This is a genomic window from Scandinavium sp., assembly GCF_032012665.1.
Taxonomy (GTDB): Bacteria; Pseudomonadota; Gammaproteobacteria; order Enterobacterales; family Enterobacteriaceae; genus Scandinavium.
Genome location: NZ_DALZVG010000018.1, coordinates 36632 through 59460, shown reverse-complemented (window position 1 = coordinate 59460; position 22829 = coordinate 36632). Strand labels below are relative to the sequence as shown.

Annotated in this window: 17 protein-coding genes; 3 read left to right on the top strand and 14 right to left on the bottom strand. The window is 55.4% G+C overall.

Annotation, left to right across the window (positions count from 1 at the left end; translation table 11 throughout):
- The first annotated feature begins 321 nt into the window (after nt 1-321).
- On the top strand, nt 322-1416 hold the full coding sequence (locus tag RTU33_RS14810; RefSeq protein WP_312628351.1) for a porin: 1095 nt from the start codon (nt 322-324) through the stop codon (nt 1414-1416).
- A 184-nt stretch (nt 1417-1600) separates the two neighbouring features.
- Complete coding sequence (locus tag RTU33_RS14805) at nt 1601-2791, top strand: amino acid aminotransferase (protein ID WP_312628350.1); 1191 nt, start codon at nt 1601-1603, stop codon at nt 2789-2791.
- 58 nt (nt 2792-2849) lie between these two features.
- On the opposite strand, the gene RTU33_RS14800 is transcribed toward RTU33_RS14805, so the two are convergent.
- The 7 genes from RTU33_RS14800 to cmoM all read right to left on the bottom strand — a co-directional run bounded on the left by RTU33_RS14800 (nt 2850) and on the right by cmoM (nt 13476).
- Nucleotides 2850-3497 (bottom strand): MBL fold metallo-hydrolase, encoded by a 648-nt coding sequence (locus tag RTU33_RS14800; RefSeq protein WP_312628349.1) that lies wholly within the window; start codon nt 3495-3497, stop codon nt 2850-2852.
- Nucleotides 3498-3512: 15 nt separating this feature from the next.
- On the bottom strand, nt 3513-4064 hold the full coding sequence (locus RTU33_RS14795; RefSeq protein ID WP_312628347.1) for a YcbK family protein: 552 nt from the start codon (nt 4062-4064) through the stop codon (nt 3513-3515).
- A gap of 179 nt (nt 4065-4243) precedes the next feature.
- Nucleotides 4244-6046, bottom strand: a complete 1803-nt coding sequence (gene ldtD, locus RTU33_RS14790; protein WP_312628345.1) for a L,D-transpeptidase — start codon at nt 6044-6046, stop codon at nt 4244-4246.
- A gap of 181 nt (nt 6047-6227) precedes the next feature.
- Nucleotides 6228-10676, bottom strand: coding sequence for a chromosome partition protein MukB (gene mukB / locus RTU33_RS14785; protein ID WP_312628343.1), 4449 nt, complete (start codon nt 10674-10676; stop codon nt 6228-6230).
- Nucleotides 10676-11386 (bottom strand): chromosome partition protein MukE, encoded by a 711-nt coding sequence (gene mukE / locus RTU33_RS14780; protein WP_312628341.1) that lies wholly within the window; start codon nt 11384-11386, stop codon nt 10676-10678. Before mukE ends, mukB begins: the two co-directional genes overlap by 1 nt.
- On the bottom strand, nt 11367-12689 hold the full coding sequence (gene mukF / locus RTU33_RS14775; protein WP_312628339.1) for a chromosome partition protein MukF: 1323 nt from the start codon (nt 12687-12689) through the stop codon (nt 11367-11369). The genes mukE and mukF overlap by 20 nt, the downstream gene beginning before the upstream one ends.
- Nucleotides 12682-13476 (bottom strand): tRNA uridine 5-oxyacetic acid(34) methyltransferase CmoM, encoded by a 795-nt coding sequence (cmoM, locus tag RTU33_RS14770; RefSeq protein WP_312628338.1) that lies wholly within the window; start codon nt 13474-13476, stop codon nt 12682-12684. The genes mukF and cmoM overlap by 8 nt, the downstream gene beginning before the upstream one ends.
- Nucleotides 13477-13597: 121 nt before the next feature.
- Between cmoM and elyC the strand changes: the two genes are divergently transcribed.
- Complete coding sequence (gene elyC / locus RTU33_RS14765) at nt 13598-14374, top strand: envelope biogenesis factor ElyC (RefSeq protein ID WP_312628336.1); 777 nt, start codon at nt 13598-13600, stop codon at nt 14372-14374.
- On the opposite strand, the gene RTU33_RS14760 is transcribed toward elyC, so the two are convergent.
- The 7 genes from RTU33_RS14760 to RTU33_RS14730 form a co-directional block, all read right to left on the bottom strand.
- Nucleotides 14351-15244, bottom strand: coding sequence for a YcbJ family phosphotransferase (locus RTU33_RS14760; RefSeq protein WP_312628335.1), 894 nt, complete (start codon nt 15242-15244; stop codon nt 14351-14353). The genes elyC and RTU33_RS14760 overlap by 24 nt on opposite strands.
- A gap of 141 nt (nt 15245-15385) precedes the next feature.
- Nucleotides 15386-16132 carry a 3-deoxy-manno-octulosonate cytidylyltransferase gene (kdsB, locus tag RTU33_RS14755; RefSeq protein WP_312628334.1) on the bottom strand — a complete coding sequence of 249 codons (747 nt, stop codon included), beginning with the start codon at nt 16130-16132 and terminating at the stop codon, nt 15386-15388.
- Entirely contained in the window at nt 16129-16311 is a 183-nt protein-coding gene (gene ycaR, locus RTU33_RS14750) for a protein YcaR (RefSeq protein WP_312628333.1), read from the bottom strand. Before ycaR ends, kdsB begins: the two co-directional genes overlap by 4 nt.
- A gap of 55 nt (nt 16312-16366) precedes the next feature.
- On the bottom strand, nt 16367-17596 hold the full coding sequence (locus RTU33_RS14745; RefSeq protein WP_312628332.1) for a winged helix-turn-helix domain-containing protein: 1230 nt from the start codon (nt 17594-17596) through the stop codon (nt 16367-16369).
- A gap of 40 nt (nt 17597-17636) precedes the next feature.
- Nucleotides 17637-18617, bottom strand: coding sequence for a tetraacyldisaccharide 4'-kinase (gene lpxK, locus RTU33_RS14740; protein ID WP_312628331.1), 981 nt, complete (start codon nt 18615-18617; stop codon nt 17637-17639).
- Nucleotides 18614-20362 carry a lipid A ABC transporter ATP-binding protein/permease MsbA gene (gene msbA / locus RTU33_RS14735; RefSeq protein WP_312628329.1) on the bottom strand — a complete coding sequence of 583 codons (1749 nt, stop codon included), beginning with the start codon at nt 20360-20362 and terminating at the stop codon, nt 18614-18616. The genes lpxK and msbA overlap by 4 nt, the downstream gene beginning before the upstream one ends.
- 36 nt (nt 20363-20398) lie before the next feature.
- Nucleotides 20399-22657, bottom strand: coding sequence for a ComEC family protein (locus RTU33_RS14730; RefSeq protein WP_312628327.1), 2259 nt, complete (start codon nt 22655-22657; stop codon nt 20399-20401).
- Nucleotides 22658-22829 lie beyond the last annotated feature (172 nt).

Genomic DNA, 22829 nt, shown 5'->3' with positions numbered 1-22829 from the left:
GGCCCTTATTAAAAATTAAAATAAGCATTTCATATAGATAGATAACGGTTCGATGATTAATTCAGCGGTCGACGAGGAAATTTGAGGTGGTTCACAAAGTTCCCTGTTTTACACAATTTATTACATATTATTTCTTTTTGTTACTCAGTTACGACCTTTGTAGCACTTTCCGGCTAGCGAAACGGTGTCATGAATGGAAATATGCCTGTCAGACACAGAAAGACACCAAACTCTCATCAATAGTTCCGTAAATTTTTATTGACGGAATTCATTGGCGGCAGTGGCGAGTGTCAATAAAAAAACCAATGAGGGTAATAAATAATGATGAAGCGCAATATTCTGGCAGTGGTGATCCCTGCCCTGCTGGTAGCTGGTGCGGCAAACGCAGCAGAAATCTATAACAAAAGCGGTAACAAGCTGGACTTCTACGGCAAAGTTAACGGCGAGCATGATTTCGTTACTTCTGGTGACAATACCAGCAGCACCGATGGCACTTATGCTCAGATCGGTTTCAAAGGCGAAACTCAGATCAACGACCAACTGACCGGTTACGGCCAGTGGGAATACCGTGCGATGGCGAACACCCCAGAAGGTTCTCAGGCGAACAAAAACCGTCTGGCCTTTGCAGGTCTGAAAATCGCTGACGCGGGTGCTATCGACTACGGTCGTAACTACGGCATCGTTTACGATGTGGGTTCTTACACCGATATGGCACCATCCTTCTCCGGTATGACCTGGGCGGGTAACCACGTTGACAACTTCATGACCAGCCGTAGCACCGGTCTGCTGACCTACCGTAACAACGACTTCTTCGGTCTGGTTGACGGTCTGCACTTCGGCGTACAGTACCAGGGTAAAAACGAGCGTAGCGATGTAACAGCTGCTAACGGTGACGGCGTAGGCTACTCCCTGGGTTACGACTTCGGTGAAGGCTTCGGCGTAGTCGGTTCTTACAGCAATGCTAACCGTACTATCGCCCAGAAACAGGATGGTAACGGTGACCACGCTCAGGCATGGGGTCTGGGTGCGAAATATGACGCGAACAACATCTACCTGGCAGCAACCTACGCTGAAACACTGAACACCACTCTGGACAATGAAGGCAACTTCGCCAACAAAACCCAAAACTTCGAAGTGGTTGCACAGTATCAGTTCGACTTCGGCCTGCGTCCAGCTATCTCTTACGTTCAGACTAAAGGTAAAGACCTGCCAGCCTCTGGCACCTTCGGTGGTGGCGATGCAGACCTGGCTAAATTCATCCAGGTTGGCGGTACTTACTACTTCAACAAAAACTTCAACGTGTGGGCTGACTACTACATCAACCTGCTCGACAAAGACAGCGACTACGTACAGTCTGTTGGCGGCATCAACGGCAATGACGACATGGCGGCAGTCGGTGTGACTTACCAGTTCTAATCAGTACGCCACTTTGTTATATGCTTGAAAAACAGGGCTTCGGCCCTGTTTTTTCATGTCTGCCAGTCAAAAATGGTGACTTTCGAAAAGCCCCTCGCTTTTTAGTGCAAACGGTTGGCTTTTCGTAAATCTCCCGTTAACCTGATAGCGGATTTCCCTTCCGTAACCACAATGGAACCTCGTCATGTTTGAGAACATTACAGCTGCCCCAGCCGATCCCATTTTGGGTCTTGCCGATCTGTTTCGTGCTGATGACCGTCCGGGTAAAATCAACCTCGGAATTGGTGTTTACAAAGATGAAACCGGAAAGACCCCGGTTCTGACCAGCGTAAAAAAAGCGGAGCTTTATCTGCTGGAAAATGAAACCACCAAAAACTACCTCGGCATTGATGGCATTCCGGAATTTGGCCGCTGCACTCAGGAGCTGCTGTTCGGAAAAGGCAACGTAATTGTTACCGACAAACGTGCACGTACCGCCCAGACCCCTGGTGGCACAGGCGCATTGCGCGTAGCGGCGGATTTCCTTGCTAAAAACACTGCCGTAAAACGCGTGTGGGTCAGCAACCCAAGCTGGCCGAATCACAAAAGCGTGTTCAACTCGGCGGGTCTCGAGGTTCGTGAATACACCTATTACAATGCCGAGCAGCACGCACTGGATTTCAACGGCGTGCTGGCAAGCCTCAACGAAGCACAGGCGGGCGATGTGGTATTGTTCCATGGCTGCTGCCATAACCCGACCGGGATCGATCCGACGCTGGAGCAGTGGGAGCAGCTGGCAAAACTGTCCGTCGAAAAAGGCTGGCTGCCTCTGTTTGACTTCGCCTACCAGGGCTTTGCCCGCGGACTGGAAGAAGATGCTGAAGGCCTGCGCGTTTTCGCTGCCGTCCACAAAGAGCTGCTGGTTGCCAGCTCCTTCTCGAAAAACTTCGGCCTCTATAACGAACGTGTAGGTGCCTGTACGCTGGTATGCGCTGATGCAGAAACCGCCGATCGCGCCTTCAGCCAGATGAAAGCCGCCATTCGCGCCAACTACTCGAACCCACCGGCTCACGGCGCGGCGGTCGTAGCAACTATTCTCAGCAATGATGCACTGCGCGCTATCTGGGAACAGGAGTTGACCGACATGCGTCAGCGCATCCAGCGTATGCGCCTGCTGTTTGTAAACACGCTGGCTGAGAAAGGTGCGGATCGCAATTTCAGCTTTATCACCAAACAGAACGGCATGTTCTCGTTCAGCGGCCTGACCAAAGAGCAGGTTCTTCGCCTGCGTGAAGAGTTCGGCGTATACGCCGTTGCTTCCGGTCGTATCAACGTTGCCGGAATGACGCCGGATAACATGGCGCCGCTGTGTGAAGCCATCGTCGCTGTGCTGTAACCCAGCCAATAAAAAAGGCCGCTTTGCGGCCTTTTTTATTTATGCTTGGGTCAGCTATTTACCAGACCGGCATCTCATCCTGCAGGAAAGGGTTATGTAAACGCTCATAGCCAAGCGTCGACATTGGGCCGTGGCCCGGAATAAAGCTCACCTCATCCCCCAGCGGCAACAATTTACGTTTTATCGAATCGATAAGCTGCCCATGATCGCCACGCGGGAAGTCACTTCGCCCTACCCCTCCTTTGAAAATGACATCGCCTGAAATCAGCAGCTGCGAAGCCGCGTCATAAAAAACAATGTGGCCCGGCGTGTGGCCCGGGCAGTGTAGCACCTGCAGGCTGACGTTGCCGACGCTCACAAAATCACCTTCATTCAGCCAGCGATCTGGCGTTAATGGCTGACAATCTTCGAGGCCAAACATCCGGCTTTGCGCCGGCAGCCCCTGGAGCCAGAACTCATCTTCTTTTTCCGGCCCGATAACCGGCACACCGTAGTGCTGTGCCAGTTCTGCTGCGGCGCCCACATGATCCAGATGACCGTGGGTCAGCAGAATCTGCATCAGCGTGACGCCTGTGGCAGCTACTTCCTCTTTAATACGCTCAGCATCGCCGCCAGGATCAACCAAAGCGGCAAGTTTTGTCTGCTCGCACCAGATGAGCGAGCAGTTTTGCGCGAAAGCCGTTACCGGAATAATACGATAGTTCATGATGCTCCTGTTTCGTTACCAGGTCCTGACTGGCCCGGTATCAATATGCACAAAGTTGCTACGTGGGTAGTATCCTACACCACCGGCGCGCATAGATAACGCAGCTTTGCGAATATTGCTTAACGAAACGCCTTCAATATGAAAATCCATCGCCTGGCCTTTAGTGTGATAGCTGTGTTTCGCCACACCGCGGCTACGAGCGCGCAGTTCATCATTGGTATCTAACGAACGATAGCCGGAAATAAGCTGCACGGGCTTGTTGGTCCCCAACAGTCCCTGAAGACGGTAAAGATGGTCAAACAATGCTGGATCGATGGATTTTATTTTATTCGCGCGAAAATCACGGAAAAAATGGTTCAGTCTTGCTAATTCATCCTGAATATAGCCTCTGCCATCGAAAAACTCCGCTTTGAGCGACTCACCGGTGTGCAGGTTATTGAGCGTCAAAATACGCGGACGAGGTGTCGAGAGGGTGGCAAACGCAGGCGTCGGCAGAATGGCCGCTGCGCCCAGCGCAACACCACCCCACGCCAGCAGTTTGCGGCGATTAGCGTCAAATTTGTCCATGATAATCAGGTCTACAAGTCAGTGGTCGTTATTTATGCACTTCTGGCGCACGAAGGGCACCTTAACTGCCGAAAGACGTGACGTCAAGGCTCCCTAACCCCAGTCAATCCGGGCCCTGTAGCAATTTGGGCCCATCACAACTCCTTCTTACGACACCTGGATTATCTGAACGTCTTCATTTATCTGATTAATTTTTCCGCTTTTGGCAAAATTTGTGCGCCAGATCGCGCGGTGAGATCGTAATTGTAAATATCTGTACGATATTGCGCCTTTCCGTCTGCCCCAACAAACGCTGTCAGATAATAGAGATTCACCGGAATACTCTGGCGGATGTTCACGTAGCGAGTATCTCCCTGCTTTAACGCATCAGAGATGCGCGTGTCATTCCAGCCTGCATCCTGCAACAGCATGTTAGCCAGCTCCGAGGCCTTATTGACGCGCACGCACCCTGAACTCAACGCTCTTGTGTCTTTCTGGAACAGATTGTGGTTCGGCGTATCGTGCAGATAAATGGCATCGGAACTCGGCATATTGAACTTGTACCGACCTAAGGAGTTTCGCGCACCCGGCGCCTGCTGGAAGCGGAACGGCAGGTTTGAGGCAGTGATCGTTGACCAGTCGACGTGATAAGGATTGATGGTTTCCTTGCTGTTCCAGCCGCGCATCATTGTGTAGCCGTGCTGCTCCAGATAGCCGGGGTCATTCTGAACCTTCGGCAGAATATCCTTGCGCGCAAGCGTCGGCGGCACGTTCCACGGCGGATTGACCACCACGTTATTGAGCGCGCTGCTCATCATCGGCGTTTTGCGATCCGGACGCCCGACGATGACGCGGGAATCCAGCACCTGATTACCATCAAGGTAATAGACCAATGAGTAGGCAGGAATATTCACCATGATCCCGGTCGACAATTTACCTGGCAGCAGGCGCAAACGCTGAATGTTAAGCGCCAGAACGCCCGCACGCTGTGCCGGGCTGACGTTCAGCCAGTCGCGAGTTGACTGACCTATGACGCCATCCGCGCCCAGGCCTTGCCATGTCTGGAAGCGCTTCACCGCCTCTACCAGCTGTCTGTCGTAAACGGCGGGGGCGGCACTGTTGGCTTTAGATTTCTTTGCAGGCTGGGCAGACGGGCTGACCACGTCGCCCGGCAGCGCAATATTGGGTGTGGAATCCATCATGCCAGTACGCTGCAGGATCTCGCGCAGTGCCGGAATATCTTTGCTCCACTGGCCTGGTGAAAGTTTGGTGGTGCTGGTGAGCTGCGGCCAGGGACGCGAATCCGTCAGCTGCGCCAGCAATGCCTGATGCATCGCAGCATATTGCGGGTGTTGCGGAGCAAGGCTTGCAACAAACTGCGTCAGCGCGCCGTTGTCCAGCGCCAGCTGCCACTGGCTGATGACCGACAGCGGAGGCGTGGCAAGCGTATAAGGCTTATCGCTGTACAGCCAGCGGTTGCCCTGCATCGGAATGTTACTGATGAAATGGAGATAGCCCATCATCGCATCGGAAAGCACCGCATCACGCGCCATACCGGTGACGGCCGGGTCGGTGAGCAGTTCAACCCACTGCGTAAACTGAGGCTGGAAGCCAGCAATAGCCACTTCAGCAAGCTGCTGCTGAAACGCCTGAACGGCTTCGCGGTTCTCCCACATCGGCTTCATCGCTCTGGCGGCATAAAGCGCCGAGAGCTGATTCATGTAAACCGGCGTGTAGTTTGCTGGCAGGAGCGATTGAATATCTGCCCGGCTTTTGGCTGCGGCCCCTTCCGGCAACGGCTGGAGGCCAGTCATCATCGCCACGGCGGGTGCCTGGCTATCGACCTGAACCAGCACCTGTGAAGCATCGCCGGGCATAGCAGAACCGTCCGTCGGCACGAGTTCAGGCTCGTCAGCCTGCACGCTAAACAGTGGAGCAAAAGCCAGCGCCAGGCATAAACTTAGCGCTGACAACCGACGACCATTTGATTTTCCCAGTGACATCCCTTGCCCCCTGTCTCTTATTACTGCCCACACCAACCGGGGCTTACTCTCAGTATATGAAGACAAAAATACTTTTGCCTGACCAAATGTAAAGAAGATTAAAGATAATACTCCCTCACATGACAAAAAGTGATAACAAAAAGGGCGACATCACTGCCGCCCTTGCTTAACACTTTTACTGCTACGAAGCATCCGCCGTGCCTGGCAGCGTCTCAGGCAGCTGAGCCGCAAAGCCACGCAGCCCGACCACATGCACGTGTTCGGTGTTGTGGAAGACCTTACGTACCAGCTTATAGGTAGTGCCTTTTTCCGGACTGATATTTTCCGGGGCCGCAATGATAAGCTGCATTTCCAGACGGTCGCACAGCTCAAACAGCGTCGCAATGGAGCGGGCATCCAGACGTGCCGCTTCATCGAGGAACAGCAGGCGGCAAGGCGAAATATCTTTGCCACGCAGACGACGGGATTCCTCTTCCCAGCTCTGCACAACCATCACCAGAATCGACATCCCGGTACCGATCGCTTCCCCGGTAGAAAGCGCGCCGGATTCCGCACGCAGCCAGCCATCGGAACCACGGTTAACTTCGACATCCATTTCAAGGTAGTTACGGTAGTCCAGCAGCTCTTCACCGATGGTCTGTGGCGTACGCTGCCCCATATCGATCTGCGGATTCAGACGCTGATAGAGCTTCGCCAGCGCTTCCGAGAAGGTCAGGCGGTTGCTGTTAAACAGGTCCTGATGCTGCTCATGCTGTTCGGAAAGCACTTCCAGAAGCTGAGAGTGGGTTTCCCGGACGTTCACGTTCAGGCGCACGCTGTTTACCTGGCCGAAGGAGACGCTCTGCAGGCCCTGGTTGAGCATGCGGATACGGTTCTGCTCGCGCTGGATCGTCTTGCGAATGATGTTCGCCACGCTGCGGGAGCTGATCGCCAGCTTCTGCTCACGGGCGGTCAACTCTTCCGTCAGGCGACCCAGCTCAATTTCCATCTGTTCGATGGCTTCCACCGGATCGTCGGTACGGATAATGTCCTGACGAATACGTTCACGCAGGTGCTGATACACCGCCACGAAGAACTGAATCTTGCGCTCAGGGCGCTTCGGATCTTCTGACATGCGCAGAACATCGCGCAGGTGTTCGTTATCCGCAACAGCCAGACGCAGTGCGCCAAGCGCCTTATCCGACATTGAACGCAGATCGTCGGCAGAGAGGTACGCCAGTTCGCGACGATGCAGACGACGCTCAACGTTGTTATCTTTCACCAGGCGCATAACCGCGCACCAGCCCGCCTTCGCGCTTACCACCTGCTCGCGCATTTCGAGGTAATTACGTTCCAGACCGCGCAGTTTGCGGGTCAGGTTATCCATCTCCGCTTCGCAGAAGGTCAGGCCTTTTTCAAGCTGGCTGCGGCGATTGCGGTTATTGGAAAGCTGAGTGTGCAACTCATCGCGGCGCGCGCGCGCGCGCTCTTCTGCCCCGCTGTCGGCGCGAACGCCAATGTCCTGCAGCTCACGGTGTAAATCAGTCAGCAGCTCTTTCTTGGTATCGAAGGAGCTTTTCAGCGAGGCCATGACCTGACTGTACTGGCTGAGCTGAGCGGCATGAGTACGCAAAGCTTCACGCGCACGCGCACGTTCTGCTTCGGCCTGCTCAAGACGCTGGCGCAGCTTCTCGTTGAGATCGGTATTGCCATCCAGCATTTCTGCTGAGTCGGAATAGCCGAAGTGCGCACGACGCTGAACCACTTCCGTCAGGGCAAACGCCTGCTGACGCGCTTCGCGCTGAACCTGCTGAGAGTACGCGTAGTCTTCTTTCAGCTGCTCGAACTGCTCCGGGTCACTCTGCAATACCGAAACCACTGGTTCCAGTTTTGCCAGCTGATTGCCGTGCTGCTGGATAAAGCGTGTGGCTTCCTGAGCTTCATCCAGGCGCTCCTGAATTTCATCCACGCGGTCGGCGAGGGTTTCGTCGGCCAGCAGATTCAGCCGCGGCAGCAGGCGGTTCAGCTGAGCCACGCCCTCTTTTGCCTGTTCGAACTGCGCACGGCTCTGCTGGTTGTCGTTTTCGTGGTTGCTGAGCGCACGCTCAAGCTCGCCGCGACGAGTGTTCAGCTTACGAATTTCCGCTTCCGGATCGGCTTCAAACGCAACCGCCAGATGGCTGCCGATAAAGCGGCTGAAGGCCTGATGTAGACGCTGCGTTTTTTGTACGTCAAACGACAGCGTGGCGAAGCGCTCGGACAGCGTTTCGCGTTCGGCGTGGAGCGCTTCGATGCGGCTTTCACGCGCAGCGCGGCCGAACAACGGCAGCGACGGGAAGCGCGAATAGCGCCACTGGCGATCGGCGACCTTCACCACAACCGCTTTTTCGAGCTCATCGACGCTGAATACGCTGTCATCAAAGGACTGCGGATCCCCTTCAATGAGGTAAAGATCTTCCGGACAATCTTCCAGGCCTTCCAGCTGCCCGGCGATCTGAGACAGATCCGGCACCACGATCGCATGGCGCGACGGGCCGTAAAGCGCGGAGAAGTACGGTGCGTCTTCGAGGCTCACGTCGTCGTAGATTTCCGACAACAGCACGCCGCCAAAGCGCTCCGCCAGCGTATTAAGGCGCTGATCTTCGGAACCGCCAGGCTGACTTAAACGTTCGATTTCATCGTCGACGGCACGTTTGCGCGCGCCGACTTCGTCACGTTCAACAATCGCTTCACGCTCGCGTTCCAGCAGCTGTTGCAGGAACTCGGTGACATCCTGGCTGGATTCGAACTCTTGCCCGCTCTGCTCGCAAAGCTGCGTCAGGCTGCTTTGCGCCGCAAGCCAGACGGGGGCGCGCTGTAACAACGTCTGAATGCGGCCCTGAAGCTGCTCCAGCTCCTGACGCAGCGTCATGCGTTGCTCGCTGGCGGAGGTTACGCTGTCGGAGAGCGTGGAAATCCGCTCCTCCAGCTCCTGGTGCAGCGCTTCCAGCTCGTCAATCTCAATATGACGGCCCTGACGCTTGCAGAATTCTGCCAGCAGACGCTCAGCATCCTGCTGCTCGCGCAGACGCTGTTCAAGCTCGTTCAGGCGACCGCGCAGAGCATGGGATTGCTCAGCAAGGTGGCGCTGATTCACGCCTTCACGCAGCAAATCACGCGCCACGTTCCAGGCTTCATCACGCCCCAGCGGTCCGTTGATGGCAACCACCAGCTGATACGCCTGCTCAAACTGGCTGTGCGCGGTTTGCGCCACGCTCATTTTCTGTTCGAGCGACAGCAGTTTTTCCGTCGCTTCCTGCTCTTTCGCCTTGAAGGTTTCGAGCCACTCATCTGCGCTGTCCGGATTCAGATCCGGCAGATGACAAAGTTCTTTCGCACGCTGCAGAGCCTGAAGCGCCTGAGTATACTGAATGGCGCGCGTCTGCTGGACGTCCAGCGCCTGCTGGTAGTCCGCGAGCTGGCTTTTCAGCTCATCCACTTCCAGCTCAGCAGCTTCGGCGCGGGCCTCATTTTCTTCCTGCTGTTCGGCAGCTTCGGCGACGACTTCATTTTGCTCTTCAAGGCGAATTTGCAGCTCGTCGAGATCGGCTTCGTAACGCTCAATTTTTTCCTGCTGGCGCAGCGCGGTCTGCACGAGGTTCAGGTGGTCGCTCGCCGCCTGATAATCCGCCTCAAGGTCGCCTTCCGCCCCGTTGTGTTCCTGTAGTTCGCGCGCCATATCAACGTGCTTGTACTGTTCCGCTGCCAGCTGCTGGCGGGACGTCAGCAGCTCACGACGAAACTCCAGCGCCTTATCCAGATGCACCCGACGCTCGTTGGCGTGGCGCATGTAATCCGCCGCCACGTAATCGGTCGCTTCGGAAATCAGGTGTTTGAACAGGTCACGATCGGACTGAGTGACGCGGATCGCTTCCAGCGTCATGCGGTTCTCCCGCAGCGCCGCTTCCATATCCTGGAATGCTTTACGCACGCCGCTGTTTTCCGGCAGCAGGTAGTCGCGCAGCGAGCGGGTAATGGCGCTGGAAATCCCGCCGTACAGCGAGGCTTCAATCAGGCGATAATATTTACTACGATCTGAGGCAGAGCGCAGACGACGCGCCACTACGCCCAAATCGAACATCAGCGAGTGATAGTCGGTAATGGAGTTGAACTGCTTGAACTGAACGCCTTCAATGCCTTCGACCTTCTCTTTCAGCTCCTGAAGCGTCAGCACGCGAGCCTGGCGGTCGTTAAGAGTTTCCGTCACCAGCTGCGTTGGCTGGAATGACATCGGCAGGCCCTGAATAGCAAACGGCTTGATGTCCACCTTGCGGTCGCGTCCGGCAACCTGCTGCAGGCGAACGCCCACCAGCACGCGCTGATGACGTGAGTTCATCACGTCGAGCATCGAATAACAGACGCCGGCTTTCAGCTTGCCGTGCAGACCTTTGTCGCGGGAACCGCTGGTCGCACCGGCTTCGGTGGTGTTGCGGAAATGCAGCAGCGTCAGATCGGGGATCAGCGCCGTGACAAAAGCCGCCATCGTCGTTGACTTACCGGCCCCGTTGCCGCCCGAAAGCGTGGTGACCAGTTCATCAAGATCAAAGGTTCGGGCGAAGAAGCCGTTCCAGTTAATCAGGGTCAGTGAACGGAATTTACCGCGTTCAATCATTATTCTTCCTCCCCGCTATCCGTATCCGGCTGCGCATCGTCGTTCTCATCATTGAGCTGCAGATGGTTTTCAATCGCCATCGCTTCGCCATCGCGGATCATGCGCAGCTGCGCTTCGCGGGCGTCATCCCCGGAGCGGACGTCTGCACCGAAGCGAAACACCGATTCCGTGATGCGGAATTTGCTGCTGTCATGGCCCATAAACCACACCATACCCAGGCGACGCAGGCGGTTCAGTGAAGAACGCACCTTCTCCTGCAATTTTTGGCGGTCCAGGTCCGATCCAGTGGAACGGTTGTTCACCAGCTTCAGCAGTTTACTTTCATCAGCCAGGCTCAACAGTTCGTCATACAGCTCCTGCTGGCTGAAAATCCCCTCGTTCGCCAGGCGCTCCGGGCTGAGATAGAGATAGCAGAGAATTTTCCCGACCATCATGTCGAGTTCGGAAAGCACCGAACGCGGAATCAGCGTCGTGGAGCGCGGGCGCAAATAGAAGAATCCTTCCGGCGCGCGAATCAGCTCCACGTTGTAGCGGGTGTAAAACTCTTCCAGGTACTCCTGGAAGTCCATCAAAAAGGCGTGGTTGTCCAGTTCGTCCAGGCCAATGTGGCGGCCTGAACGCAGGGCGCTGTCCAGCGCCGGAAATAACGGATTGGCCAGGGCCTGCGCCAGCTTAACTGGCATCACGTGTTCAATATTTGTCGATGACATGTGCCTGTACCTTGGCTCCGTAATCATTAATCGGCTGCCACTTCGGCGGCAGTCCGGTGAAATCTGCTTGTGCTACGCCCAGACGGACGGCCTGATCGACCACGATACGCGCCACATCGAAGTGGCGAGCGCGTGGGTACTGCGCCAGATATTCGCGCACCACCAGACCCAGATCCAGAGGCAGTCCTTTTTCTTTGTAGATAACCAGTTGCGCTTCAATCAGCGCCGCCAGCTGTTCACGGATTTCGTTAAACTCTTCATATTCCAGGTCCGGCGGAAGCTCGCCGGTGACCTCTTCATCGCGCAGCATCATCTCTTCGTCGCGCATATCGAAGAGACGGTCGGCGTTAGCATACGTCAGCGCCCATGGCGCATCGAAGTAGTTCTGCACCGACACGCGAAGACGCTGAGCAAAGACGCGATTTTTATCCATGTCGATGGCAGTACGGATGAATTTGTGCACGTGACGATCGTAGCCGATCCACAGATCGATAGCCTGCTGGCCCCAGCTGACGATGCGGTCGAGTTTGCTTTGCAGGTCAAACACCAGGCGGTCGACGAAGTTCAAATCGTCGTGCGCCATGGTCGAATCCTGAATGCGTAACAGGTTGGCCTGCAGCTTGTCACCCGCCGCTTCCAGCGTATCCTGCAGTTCACGCAGCGTGCCGGAGGTTTCTGATAGCAGCATTTCACAGCTGGAAATTGCCGCACGCCAGTCTTTGTTCAACAGCTGGGCGATGTCGTCTTTGACCGACTGCTGCTGTTCGTCCATCAGGCGCTGGGTCAAATCGATGCTGTCGAAGATTTCCGCCACGGAGTATTTCAGCGGCGCGTAAACGTTACGATGCCAGTGAAACTCATCTCCGCCCTCTTCCGCTGCATCTGCCGCGCGCTTCAGCTCGCCGCCAACGATTGAGAGCTGCATAGAGAGACGCAGCGTGGAAAACTCACGCTGGCGAATGTAGTAATCCGTAATGCCGATGCCGAGCGGCGTCAGGCGGTAGATCGCGTTGCCTTCGGTTAACTCGCTGGTAAAGCGGTTCAGCAGACGTTGACGCACCATATCGTTGATCGCGTTGTTCGCACGAACGCTGATGGTTTCGCTGGTTTGCTCAAACGCATCACTGACGTGGCGGAAAGCGTCAATCAGCTCACCTTCGGTAAGCTCGCCTTCCAGCCGTTCGCCGTTCAGCGTCGCCACGGCCATCAGGAACGACAGCCTGTCGACCGGCAACGTGATCGAAAAATCATTTTTTCTGGCCCAGGCAACCAGTTCGGGGACTGTCTGGGAAAAATCACTCATCGTTTGTCCTTGTATCTACCTGCGGTTTTCGCGCGGTGACATGAATGTAGCGGCCCAGGCTAACCCAGGGTTCTTCGCGGCAATAGCGGGTTTCCAGTGCCAGCAGCTGCTCGTAACGCTCGTGCTGCTTGTGCTTTTCACGCAGATAATCATGAAAGACCCGTACGCCGGTTTTCCCGACGATCTGTAAGCCGAGATCCGTGAGCCAGCCGTAAACCTGCTGCGGGTCGCGTGGATAATCCGGCGACAGCTTACGCTTGCGCGTCTTTGGCATACCCGCTTCGACGTAATCAAAATTGGTCACAACCATGTTATGCATCAGCAGACCGTTAGCATTGTAGAACATTAACGACAGCACACCGCCCGGGCGCAGAACCGACCACAACGCCGTCAGCACGGCCTGGGGATTCCCCACCCATTCGAGCACTGCATGGCACAATATCAGATCAACCGGGCTTTCCAAATGCTGCGCAATGTCCTGAACCGGGCATTGTACAAAATGCATGTTGTGGCTCACACCTTTCTCAGCGGCGGCCTCTTTCGCAAGGGCGATCATTTCAGCTGACAGGTCGCATAGGGTAACATGATGCCCGCGCTCTGCCATCCGAATTGCGGTTTGCCCGGCACCACCGCCGCCGTCCAGAATGCGTAATGGTTTATCGCCATAGCTGTCGAGCAAGATATCCAGATCCTGCCACAGGATCGCCTGACGCAGCTGGCCCTTGGTTGTGCCATAAATGTTGCGCGAAAAGCGCTCTGCGATCCCGTCGAAATTGCGATCCTGCACGATCTGACTCCACTCACTGCCCAAAGACGCTATTTTGTCATACCCACAGCGAGAGGGAAGCTATCTGGTGTAATATCCCTGCCAGTCTCCTGTCGGATGGTCAAAAAAGGAACCAACACGGATGCTTTTTACGCTAAAAAAATTTATTGGCGCGTTGATCCTGCCGCTGCCGTTTCTCTTATTGCTGATGGCACTCGGCCTGGCGCTACTTTGGTTTAGTCGTTTTCAGCGAACAGGTAAGATTTGTCTTAGTCTCGGCTGGATTGCATTGCTGCTCCTGAGCCTGCAGCCCGTTGCCGACGGACTGTTAAAACCCATCGAAAATAGCTATCCGACATGGCAAGGAACTGAGCGTGTGGAGTACGTGGTGGTGCTGGGCGGCGGCTACACGTGGAATTCGCAATGGGCACCCAGTTCTAACCTGATCAACAATAGCCTACCGCGCCTGACGGAAGGCATCCGCTTGTGGCAACAAAACCCTGGCGCGAAGATGATTTTTACCGGCGCTGCGGCAAAAACCAATCCGGTGAGTACCGGCGAAGCTGGCGCTCGCGTGGCAGAAAGCCTCGGCGTGCCGCGCAGCGATATTATCATTCTGGATAAACCGAAAGATACTGAAGAGGAAGCCGCGGCTGTCAAAGCCGCCATCGGCGATGCGCCCTTCCTGCTGGTGACGTCAGCTTCTCATTTGCCACGCGCGATGATTTTCTTCCGCGGTGCGGGGCTGCACCCGTTACCAGCACCTGCAAATCAGCTGGCAATTGACTCACCGCTGAACCCGTGGGAACGCATCATCCCTTCGCCCGTCTGGCTGATGCACAGCGATCGCGTGGGCTACGAAACGCTGGGGCGTATCTGGCAGTGGCTGAAAGGATCAGGCGAGCCAGGGAATCAGTGATTTCGCCGCCAGGTCGAAATTCGCCCGGTTGAACCGCCCGGTGTTTACCAACTGGGCGACCTCATCCCACAGCAGATACAGCCAACGCCGCCAGAGAAAGGCTTCTGCCACCGGTGCGCGCTGAAGGTAGTGCCACAGCAATCCTTCAGCCAGCCCGCTGTCCGCAAGCCGGAACAGCTCATATTCTCGCGGCGCCCAGAGCATCACGCCCGGCCCCACCATCGCCAGTAGCTGATCGCTGCGCGAATCTTTCAGCATGCTGCGCAGCGTAAAGTTGCCGTGCACCAGCACGCAGTTGTCATTAAACCCCTCAAACAATGCGGGCAGACATTCGCGGGTGCGGAACAAAATGCGTTTATCCTGCATCGTCAGCCCGGTGTTGTCATAAAGATTCAGCGTTCCCCACAGGACTTCCAGCCGTTGGCGATACCACAGCGGCCAGAGATTCTCCTGCGTGCTGTCGACCGTGCCAACACATCCCCCGCTGTCCTGACGGTGCCAGGCCAGCAGACCTTCAACAATCTGATCTTTAAGCTGCTCCCAGCGATCGGGCGTCCTGGCTGGCGCTTCAACAGGTACGCCACGCAGACGCTCCAGCAGCAGCACATCTGGCCCCGGGTGTTCTTCATGAGTCATCACGCCATAAACCACCGGCATTCTCACCGTTCCGCTACGGGCCAGAGTGGAAATCTTCCACGCCAGCTGTCGGGCAAGTCCCGGTGTGGTAAAGCTTCTGGCCATCAGCGGCATCGGGTGACCCTGCGCATCGTACAGCGACCACAGCGACGAATCCGTTTTCTCACTCACGCACTCCACCCGGCTCAGCTTTTCGCCCAGCAGATGGCTCAGTTCGGCACGCAGTTGTTCCATATCTGATTACCCCTGTGAAGACTACTGTTTTTATAATGAGCGCCGACGCCGGAGATGTCACCGGATAAGATCAAAAACGGGATAAAAACGCGGGGAAACGAAGCAGGAAAAGCTCCCCTCAGGGCCGAGGGGAGCGAAAAATTAGCGTAATTCTGCGCGAACGCGGGCGAGATCCTCAGGTGTATCTACGCCAGTGCCCGGCACTTCTTTCGCCACGGCAACATGAATTTTTTCGCCGTACCACAGCACGCGAAGCTGTTCGAGCATCTCAATCTGCTCGAGCGGGCTCGGAGCCCAGGTTACATAGCGGCGAATAAATCCGGCGCGATAGCCGTAAATACCAATATGGCGCAGCAGCGTGTCGCCAATTACGTCGCGACTTTGCGCAAAGCGGTCTCTGTCCCATGGAATGGTGGCGCGGGAGAAATAGAGCGCATAGCCTTGCGCATCCATCACCACTTTCACCGCATTGGGGTTAAAGGCTTCTTCCGCATCGTGAATAGGCACGGCCAGCGTCGCCATGCCGGACTGACTGGCAGCGAGATTATCCGCAACCTGGCGAATGATTACCGGTGGGATCATCGGCTCGTCGCCCTGGACGTTGACGATCAGCGTGTCATCACTGAAGCCGCATTTTTCCACAACCTCAGCCAGACGCTCGGTACCGGACTGATGATCGGCACGGGTCATGCAGACTTCACCACCTGCTGCTTCAACCGCACGGGCCACTTCTTCATGATCGGTGGCAACGATAATACGTTCCGCACCTGATTCGCGGGCGCGCTCCAGCACGTGCACGATCATCGGCTTGCCGTTGATATCCTGCAATGGCTTGCCCGGCAAGCGGGTTGAAGCGTAGCGAGCGGGAATAATAACGACAAAACTCATGGATGGCTCTCTTCTGCGCTCAATGGACGGGCTTCGTTTTCCAGCAGGACGGGGATGCCGTCGCGCAGCGGGAAGGACAAGCTGTCGAGCTTGCAGATAAGCTCTTGCTTATCCTGACTGTAATAGAGCTTACCGTTGCAAACCGGGCAAGCGATGATTTCAAGTAAGCGATGATCCATGGTTCCTCCAGAGCGGACCGAATAAGTATCTGGCGCAGCATAGCACAGAGGCCGTTTATGCGGCGGCAATTTCCCAACCTGACGGCTGAGCGCTGAAAAGTTCGCCAGGAGGCTGATTAAGCTGAATACGACTCGCTCCTTGCCAGCGCGCAAAATCGGTAATGGCCTGTTTCAGCCCTTTCTCCAGCGAAGACGTAATCCGTACGCCCTCTTCCAGATAGAGGGCAAAAATTTCCAGCACGCCGGTTTTGCGATGCATTTTGCTGTCCATTCGCCCAACCAGCTTTCCATGGTGAAGCAACGGCAGAACAAAATAGCCATACTGACGCTTGTGAGAAGGCGTGTAGCACTCCAGGCGATAGGTAAAATCAAACAGCTGCTCAGCGCGTTTGCGATCCCAGACAACCGGATCGAAAGGCGAGAGCACGGCGCTATGGGTGGCAGTCAGCTTGCCAGCCAGCGCCTCTTCCAGCTGTGGCAGATAATCGGTGTGCAGCCACATCGGGCCGAGCTTTTCCACTTCCAGCGGAATAATGCGCCCTTCTTCCTGCCAGCGCGCCAACAAAGAGGGCAACGCTGGCTGGCGTAAGCGATAATAGTCGGCCAGCCACTGCCCGCGAAAAATGCCCAGGCTTCGGGCACTATTCTGCAGCATCAGTTCCTCGGCTTCTTCCTGCGTCAGCAGGTCACGTTCGTCGTCCCAGTGGGGCATTACCCGGGTGGTCAGATCATAGATTCGTTGAAAATTATGTCGACCAATCACCATGACCTTACCCGCGGTAAATAATCCCTCCAGATGGCGCTTATGAGGCTTCCACTCCCACCAGCCGCTGGCACCTTTTCGGGGGTGTTCAAAATCAGCCGAACGAACCGGGCCATTGTGCTGAATATGATTGATTAATGCCTGAATGTCTGCGGCGTGCTCCGTCATCCACTCGTGCCGGTACTTCCAGCCCATTTTATCCGGGGAAAGCATTCTGTGGCGTATCAGGGGAAAGTCACTTCTCGGCAGAAAACAGGCCTCATGAGCCCAGTATTCCATCAGATCCCCCCGACCGAGCGATTCATCCAGCCAGTGCTGCGGGTAAGCGCCGAGGCGGCTGAATAACACCAGATAAGGGCTTCGGGCAACCACATTGATGGTATCGATTTGCAGCAGAGACATGCGCTGAATGGTAGCGAGAATATCTTCAGGCTGAGGACGGCGGCGTTTTTTTTTTAGCAGGCCCTGAGCGGCCAGATGAAGGTGGCGCGCGGCGGTAAGTGAAAGCGTTACTTCTGACATTCAATGCCCTCGTCAGCTTTGCCTGCCCGCGCGCGGAATGCTAACGCCGGACGAGGCCGACCAGTTTCTGAATCAACCGCGGCGCGCTTTCGTCATCGAAAACAGCGTCTACCGGTAAATACCACCAGTTATCCTGTGCAAATTGACGGCATTTTACGGCGTCTTTTTCCGTCATAATGAGCGTTTGCCCTTCCGTTGCCAGAGCCTGAAGGTCTTCGGCTGCTAATACCTGATGATCGTTCAACGCAACAGTTTTGACTGGCTGAACGCCACACTGCTCGAGGGTGGCAAAAAAGCGTGGTGGGTGACCAATTCCGGCCATAGCAACTACATCAGTAAGTGAAGATACGCTACGTTTTTCACCGGTTCTCAGGTTAACCGCGAGGCCCGGATGCAGCTGCATGGGAATCTCACCCTGGCGCGGCACGCCACCATTGACGATAGCGGCATCCACGCTCTTCAGGCGAGAGGCCCGTTCGCGCATTGGCCCTGCCGGTAACCACCAGCCGTTGCCGAAGCGACGAACGCCATCAATCACCACAATTTCAACATCACGGGCAAGGCGGTAATGCTGAAGACCATCGTCAGTAATGATAATCTGCAGATCTTGATCCGCCAGTAATGCCTGAACGGCTTCGCTGCGGCTGGGGGAAACGGCAACGGGTGCGCCCGTGCGCTGATAAATCAGTACGGGTTCGTCACCTGCTTCTGAAGGGAGCGTCCGGGGCGTCAGCACCAGCGGATAGCGTGCCGCTTTGCCACCGTAACCGCGGGAAACAACGCCCACTTTAATACCCTGCTGCTGAAGTTGCTCCACCAGCCAGATCGCCACAGGCGTTTTCCCATTACCACCCGCAGTCAGATTTCCCACCACCACCACCGGCACCGGCGCGCGCCAGGCTTTTTTAAGGCCAAGGCGGTAGCTCAGACGAATAGCGCCGCTCACCAGGCCATACAGCCAGGAAAGCGGCAGCAACAGCAGCCAGAGAAGCGATTCGCCAGACCAGATGCGTGCGATCATTGCCCAAACTGCATTTTATGCAGCTGTGCGTACACGCCACGGTGTTCGATCAGGTCCTGATGGCTGCCTCGCTCGACGATGCGACCGTCTTCCACCACCACGATTTCATCGGCTTTTTCGATAGTCGACAGGCGGTGAGCAATCACCAGAGAAGTGCGGTTTTTCTGTAGCTCATCGAGAGCGGCCTGAATAGCACGTTCGGATTCTGTATCCAGCGCGGAGGTCGCTTCATCCAGAATCAGGATTGGGCTGTCTCGCAGCAGAGCACGCGCAATGGCAATACGCTGGCGCTGGCCGCCGGAAAGCAGCACGCCGTTTTCGCCGATCACCGTGTCCAGACCGTTATCCATCTTATTGATGAAATCCATGGCGTAGGCCATTTTCGCGGCTTTCTCGATGTCTTCGCGGCTGTAGATGTCGGTGCGGGCATACGCAATGTTGTTAGCTACCGTATCGTTAAACAGGTGAACGTTCTGAGACACCAGCGCGACCTGATCGCGTAAGGATGCCAGCGTATATTCACGAATATCATGCCCGTCCAGGATGATGTTACCCTTGTCCACATCGTAGAAACGGGTAATCAGGCTCGCCATCGTTGATTTACCAGAACCCGAACGCCCAACCAGCGCAACGGTTTTACCTTCCGGAATGTTCAGGTTGATATCACGCAGCGCAGGTACTTCACGACCCGGATAAGTGAAGGTGACATCGCGGAATTCGACGTTACCCTTTGCACGCTCAACAACGCGAGTGCCTTCGTCTTTCTCCTGCTCGCTGTCGAGGATAGCGAACAGGGTCTGACAGGCCGCCATACCGCGCTGGAACTGGGCGTTGACGTTGGTCAGAGATTTCAACGGACGCATCAGAGCAATCATGGAGGAGAAGACAACGGTGATTGTACCGGCAGTCAGGGTATCCATTACGCTCGGAAAGCTTGCCGCATACAAAACAAACGCCAGCGCCAGAGAAGCAATCAGCTGAATGATCGGATCGGAGATAGAAGAGGCAGAGACCATCTTCATACCCTGAGTACGCATCTTATTACTGACTTTATCAAAGCGTTTGGTTTCCACTTCCTGGCCGCCGAACATCAACACTTCTTTATGCCCTTTTAGCATCTGCTCCGCGCTGGTGGTCACCTGCCCCATCGTGTTCTGCATATTTTTACTGATGCTGCGGAAGCGCTTTGAAACCAGGCGGATCGCAAAGGAAACAATTGGCGCCAGCACGATGAGGATCACCGACAGCTGCCAGCTGTACCAGAACATCATCACGAACAGGCCAATGATCGAGGCCCCTTCACGCACAACGGTGATCAACGCGCTGGAAGAAGATGACGCGACCTGCTCAGAGTCATAGGTGATTCGGGACAGCAATGTCCCCGTAGACTGCTTGTCAAAGAAGGCGACCGGCATGCCCATCATATGGCCGAAAAGACGGCGGCGCATAGTCATCACGACCTTGCCAGAAACCCATGAAATACAGTAGCTTGAGATATAGCTGGTGATACCACGCAGGACCATCAAACCAATCACCACCAACGGCATCCATAGCAGCACAGAGCGATCCGTTTTACCAAAACCGTCATCCAGTAACGGCTTGAGAAGCGACAGCATAAAGGTGTCGCTGGCAGCGTTAAGAATTAACGCGACCGCAGAGACGATCAGGCCCGCTTTGAAAGGCGCAATCGTTGGCCAGAGTCGGCGGAAAGTCTGCCACGTCGAGAGATCTTTGTCGTTCTGCATTCAAAAAACCAGCTTATGTTGAGATAGCCGCACATTCTACCCGTTATCACGGGCATCGCCAAACCACTGATGATACCAGCGGGGGGATATTTGATCGCGTAAGCTCTGGATTTGCCAACCTTCCGGCGAAAAATTGACCGTTATCTGCCCCTGACGGGCCGTATCGAACCACTGGTAATCCCTTTGCGTATAGCGCGCCTTAACCTTCGCGGACGGAAAATGCCATGCGTTATACCGTGCAGCAGATGACAGCGCCGCCCGCCCACCAACTGCCTGCAGCAGCGCCGGCGATGAGGAGGTACTACTACCGTGATGCGGCACCTGAACAAGTGTAGACGCAAGATGTTGCCAGTAGCGGCTCAGCATCGACATTTCCGCCGGTATTTCAATATCTCCCGTCATCAGGAAACTATTTCGCCCGTCATCGACCCGAACGACACAGGAACGATTATTCCCTTCGGTTCTGTTTTCAGGCAAAGGCCACAGTGCTTTGAACGTCAGCCCCTGCCAGCGCCAGTTCTCTCCTCTTTGACAGGGCCGGTGGTTTGGCCATGACAAAGAACTCCGTACCCAGACATCAGGCCAGGTTTTGAGTAACGTATTCAGCCCGCCGCGATGATCGAGATGCTCGTGGCTGAGAATAATGCCTTCCGGTGTTATGTGATGCCAGCGCAGCCAGGGAACAATCAGCTGCTGTGCACTGTCTCCTCCCGGCCATGCAAGACCGGTGTCATACAGAATCGCTTTGCCGTTGCGCTCGATGACCATGGACAGCCCCTGCCCGACATCCAGCATCGTCACGGACCAGCCCTGCGATAGCGGGCGCCACAATGGAGAAGCCAGCAGAACGCAGCTCGTCAGGGATATCCCGGGCCATTTTATCCAGCCATCAAGACGCCAGAGTACAACGGCAAGCCATGGCAACAGCGTGAGACTTTGCCAGCGATAATCCACCTCTCGCCAGCCTTCCGGCAGAGAACGTAAAAACCAGAACAGGCCAGCAAGCAACCTGTCCGCCATCAGCCAGACACTTTGCTCGATAACCTCCGGGCCGGTCAAATGGAGCGCCATCCCGGCTAACAGCAGTGGGATCTCACACAGGGTAACCAGCGGCACGGCAACAAAGTTTGCGGGCAAGGATGTCCAGGAGATCCCGTTGAAAATGAAAACCTGAAGCGGGAGCAGCAGAAACATCAGTCCGGACTGCAGATGCAGCAGACTCCAGACGGCATTCAGCAGCGCAGAGCGTCTGATTCGGCGGCACGGTACCCATTGATACCAGAAGATAAGCGTTGCAACGGCGAAAGCAGAAAGCCACAGGCTTTGTGACAATATCGCCAAAGGATCCAGGACCAGAATGGCCGCCACGCAGCATAGCCATACCTCCCACGATGTCCATTTATTACCTCTCATTCGCAACAGAAGCCAGATACCGGTTGCAACGACGGTGCGCAGCGCCGGTGGCTCCATGCCGCTTAGCCACGCATAAAAGGCGCCCACCAAAAAGGTGGCACACACAGGTATTCTCCAGCCAATCCACTTACAGGGCATAACGATTTGTATACCCCTGACGACAAGCCAGCCCAGCATCGCCACCAGTGAAATATGCAGGCCTGAAATAGCCATAAGGTGTGAAGTTGCGGTCTGCTGCAGTAGCATTTTTATCTCCGCGGAGACAGCAACACGCTCTCCAACGGCCAACGCAAGCATCACTTGATGCCAGGGATAGCGTTCAACGCTCTTAAAGAGTGATGTGACAAACCGGGCGCGCAGGCTGCAGCTTTGCTGCAAGACCGTGGCATGAGTAAATCGACCTGTTAGCGGACGGTGTAGCGAAAATGCATATCGCTGGCTGTCAAACATACCCTCATTCAGCAGGCCATGTACCGCTCTGATACGCAGAGTCATTTTCCATAGCAGCCCTGCGCAAACGGTACCTGGCAAACGCTGCCCATAAAGCACAATCCCTGGCGCCGGAAACTGCCGCAGCCCATTGATACTCAGTAGCTTCGCGTAGTGCTTCTCTTCCCCGTCAGAGGCAACTATCTCCACCTCAGCCTGCACTGTTTTTCCTGACAGCGTATTCGCAGGAATCACAACATCGTGAGCTGCAAAAATTCCCCAACAGAAAAAAAGGAGAGTTAATCCAATGATTCTCAATAGGCTGGCTGAAAAGCAAAGCGATGCGGCCAACAGCGTTATTCCGCCGGTAACGATCGCTGAGGGCAGCTCGGGTAACCAAAGCAGCGGGCAAATGCCGGCGATGGCGCAGGTAGCTAATGTCGGTAACCGCATGACGCCTCCTTGTCACAGGCAGTGTTGCGAAGTCAGGCAGGCTTGTCGTCAGTTAAAAAGGAATTTTACGAGGGGGCTTCCGGGGAGTTTGCGTTGTTGCAGCACACACAAGAGAAATTGCGAGGAGGCTTCAGAAATGCCCACCGTCAGTGGCCACACTGATTAGAGACAA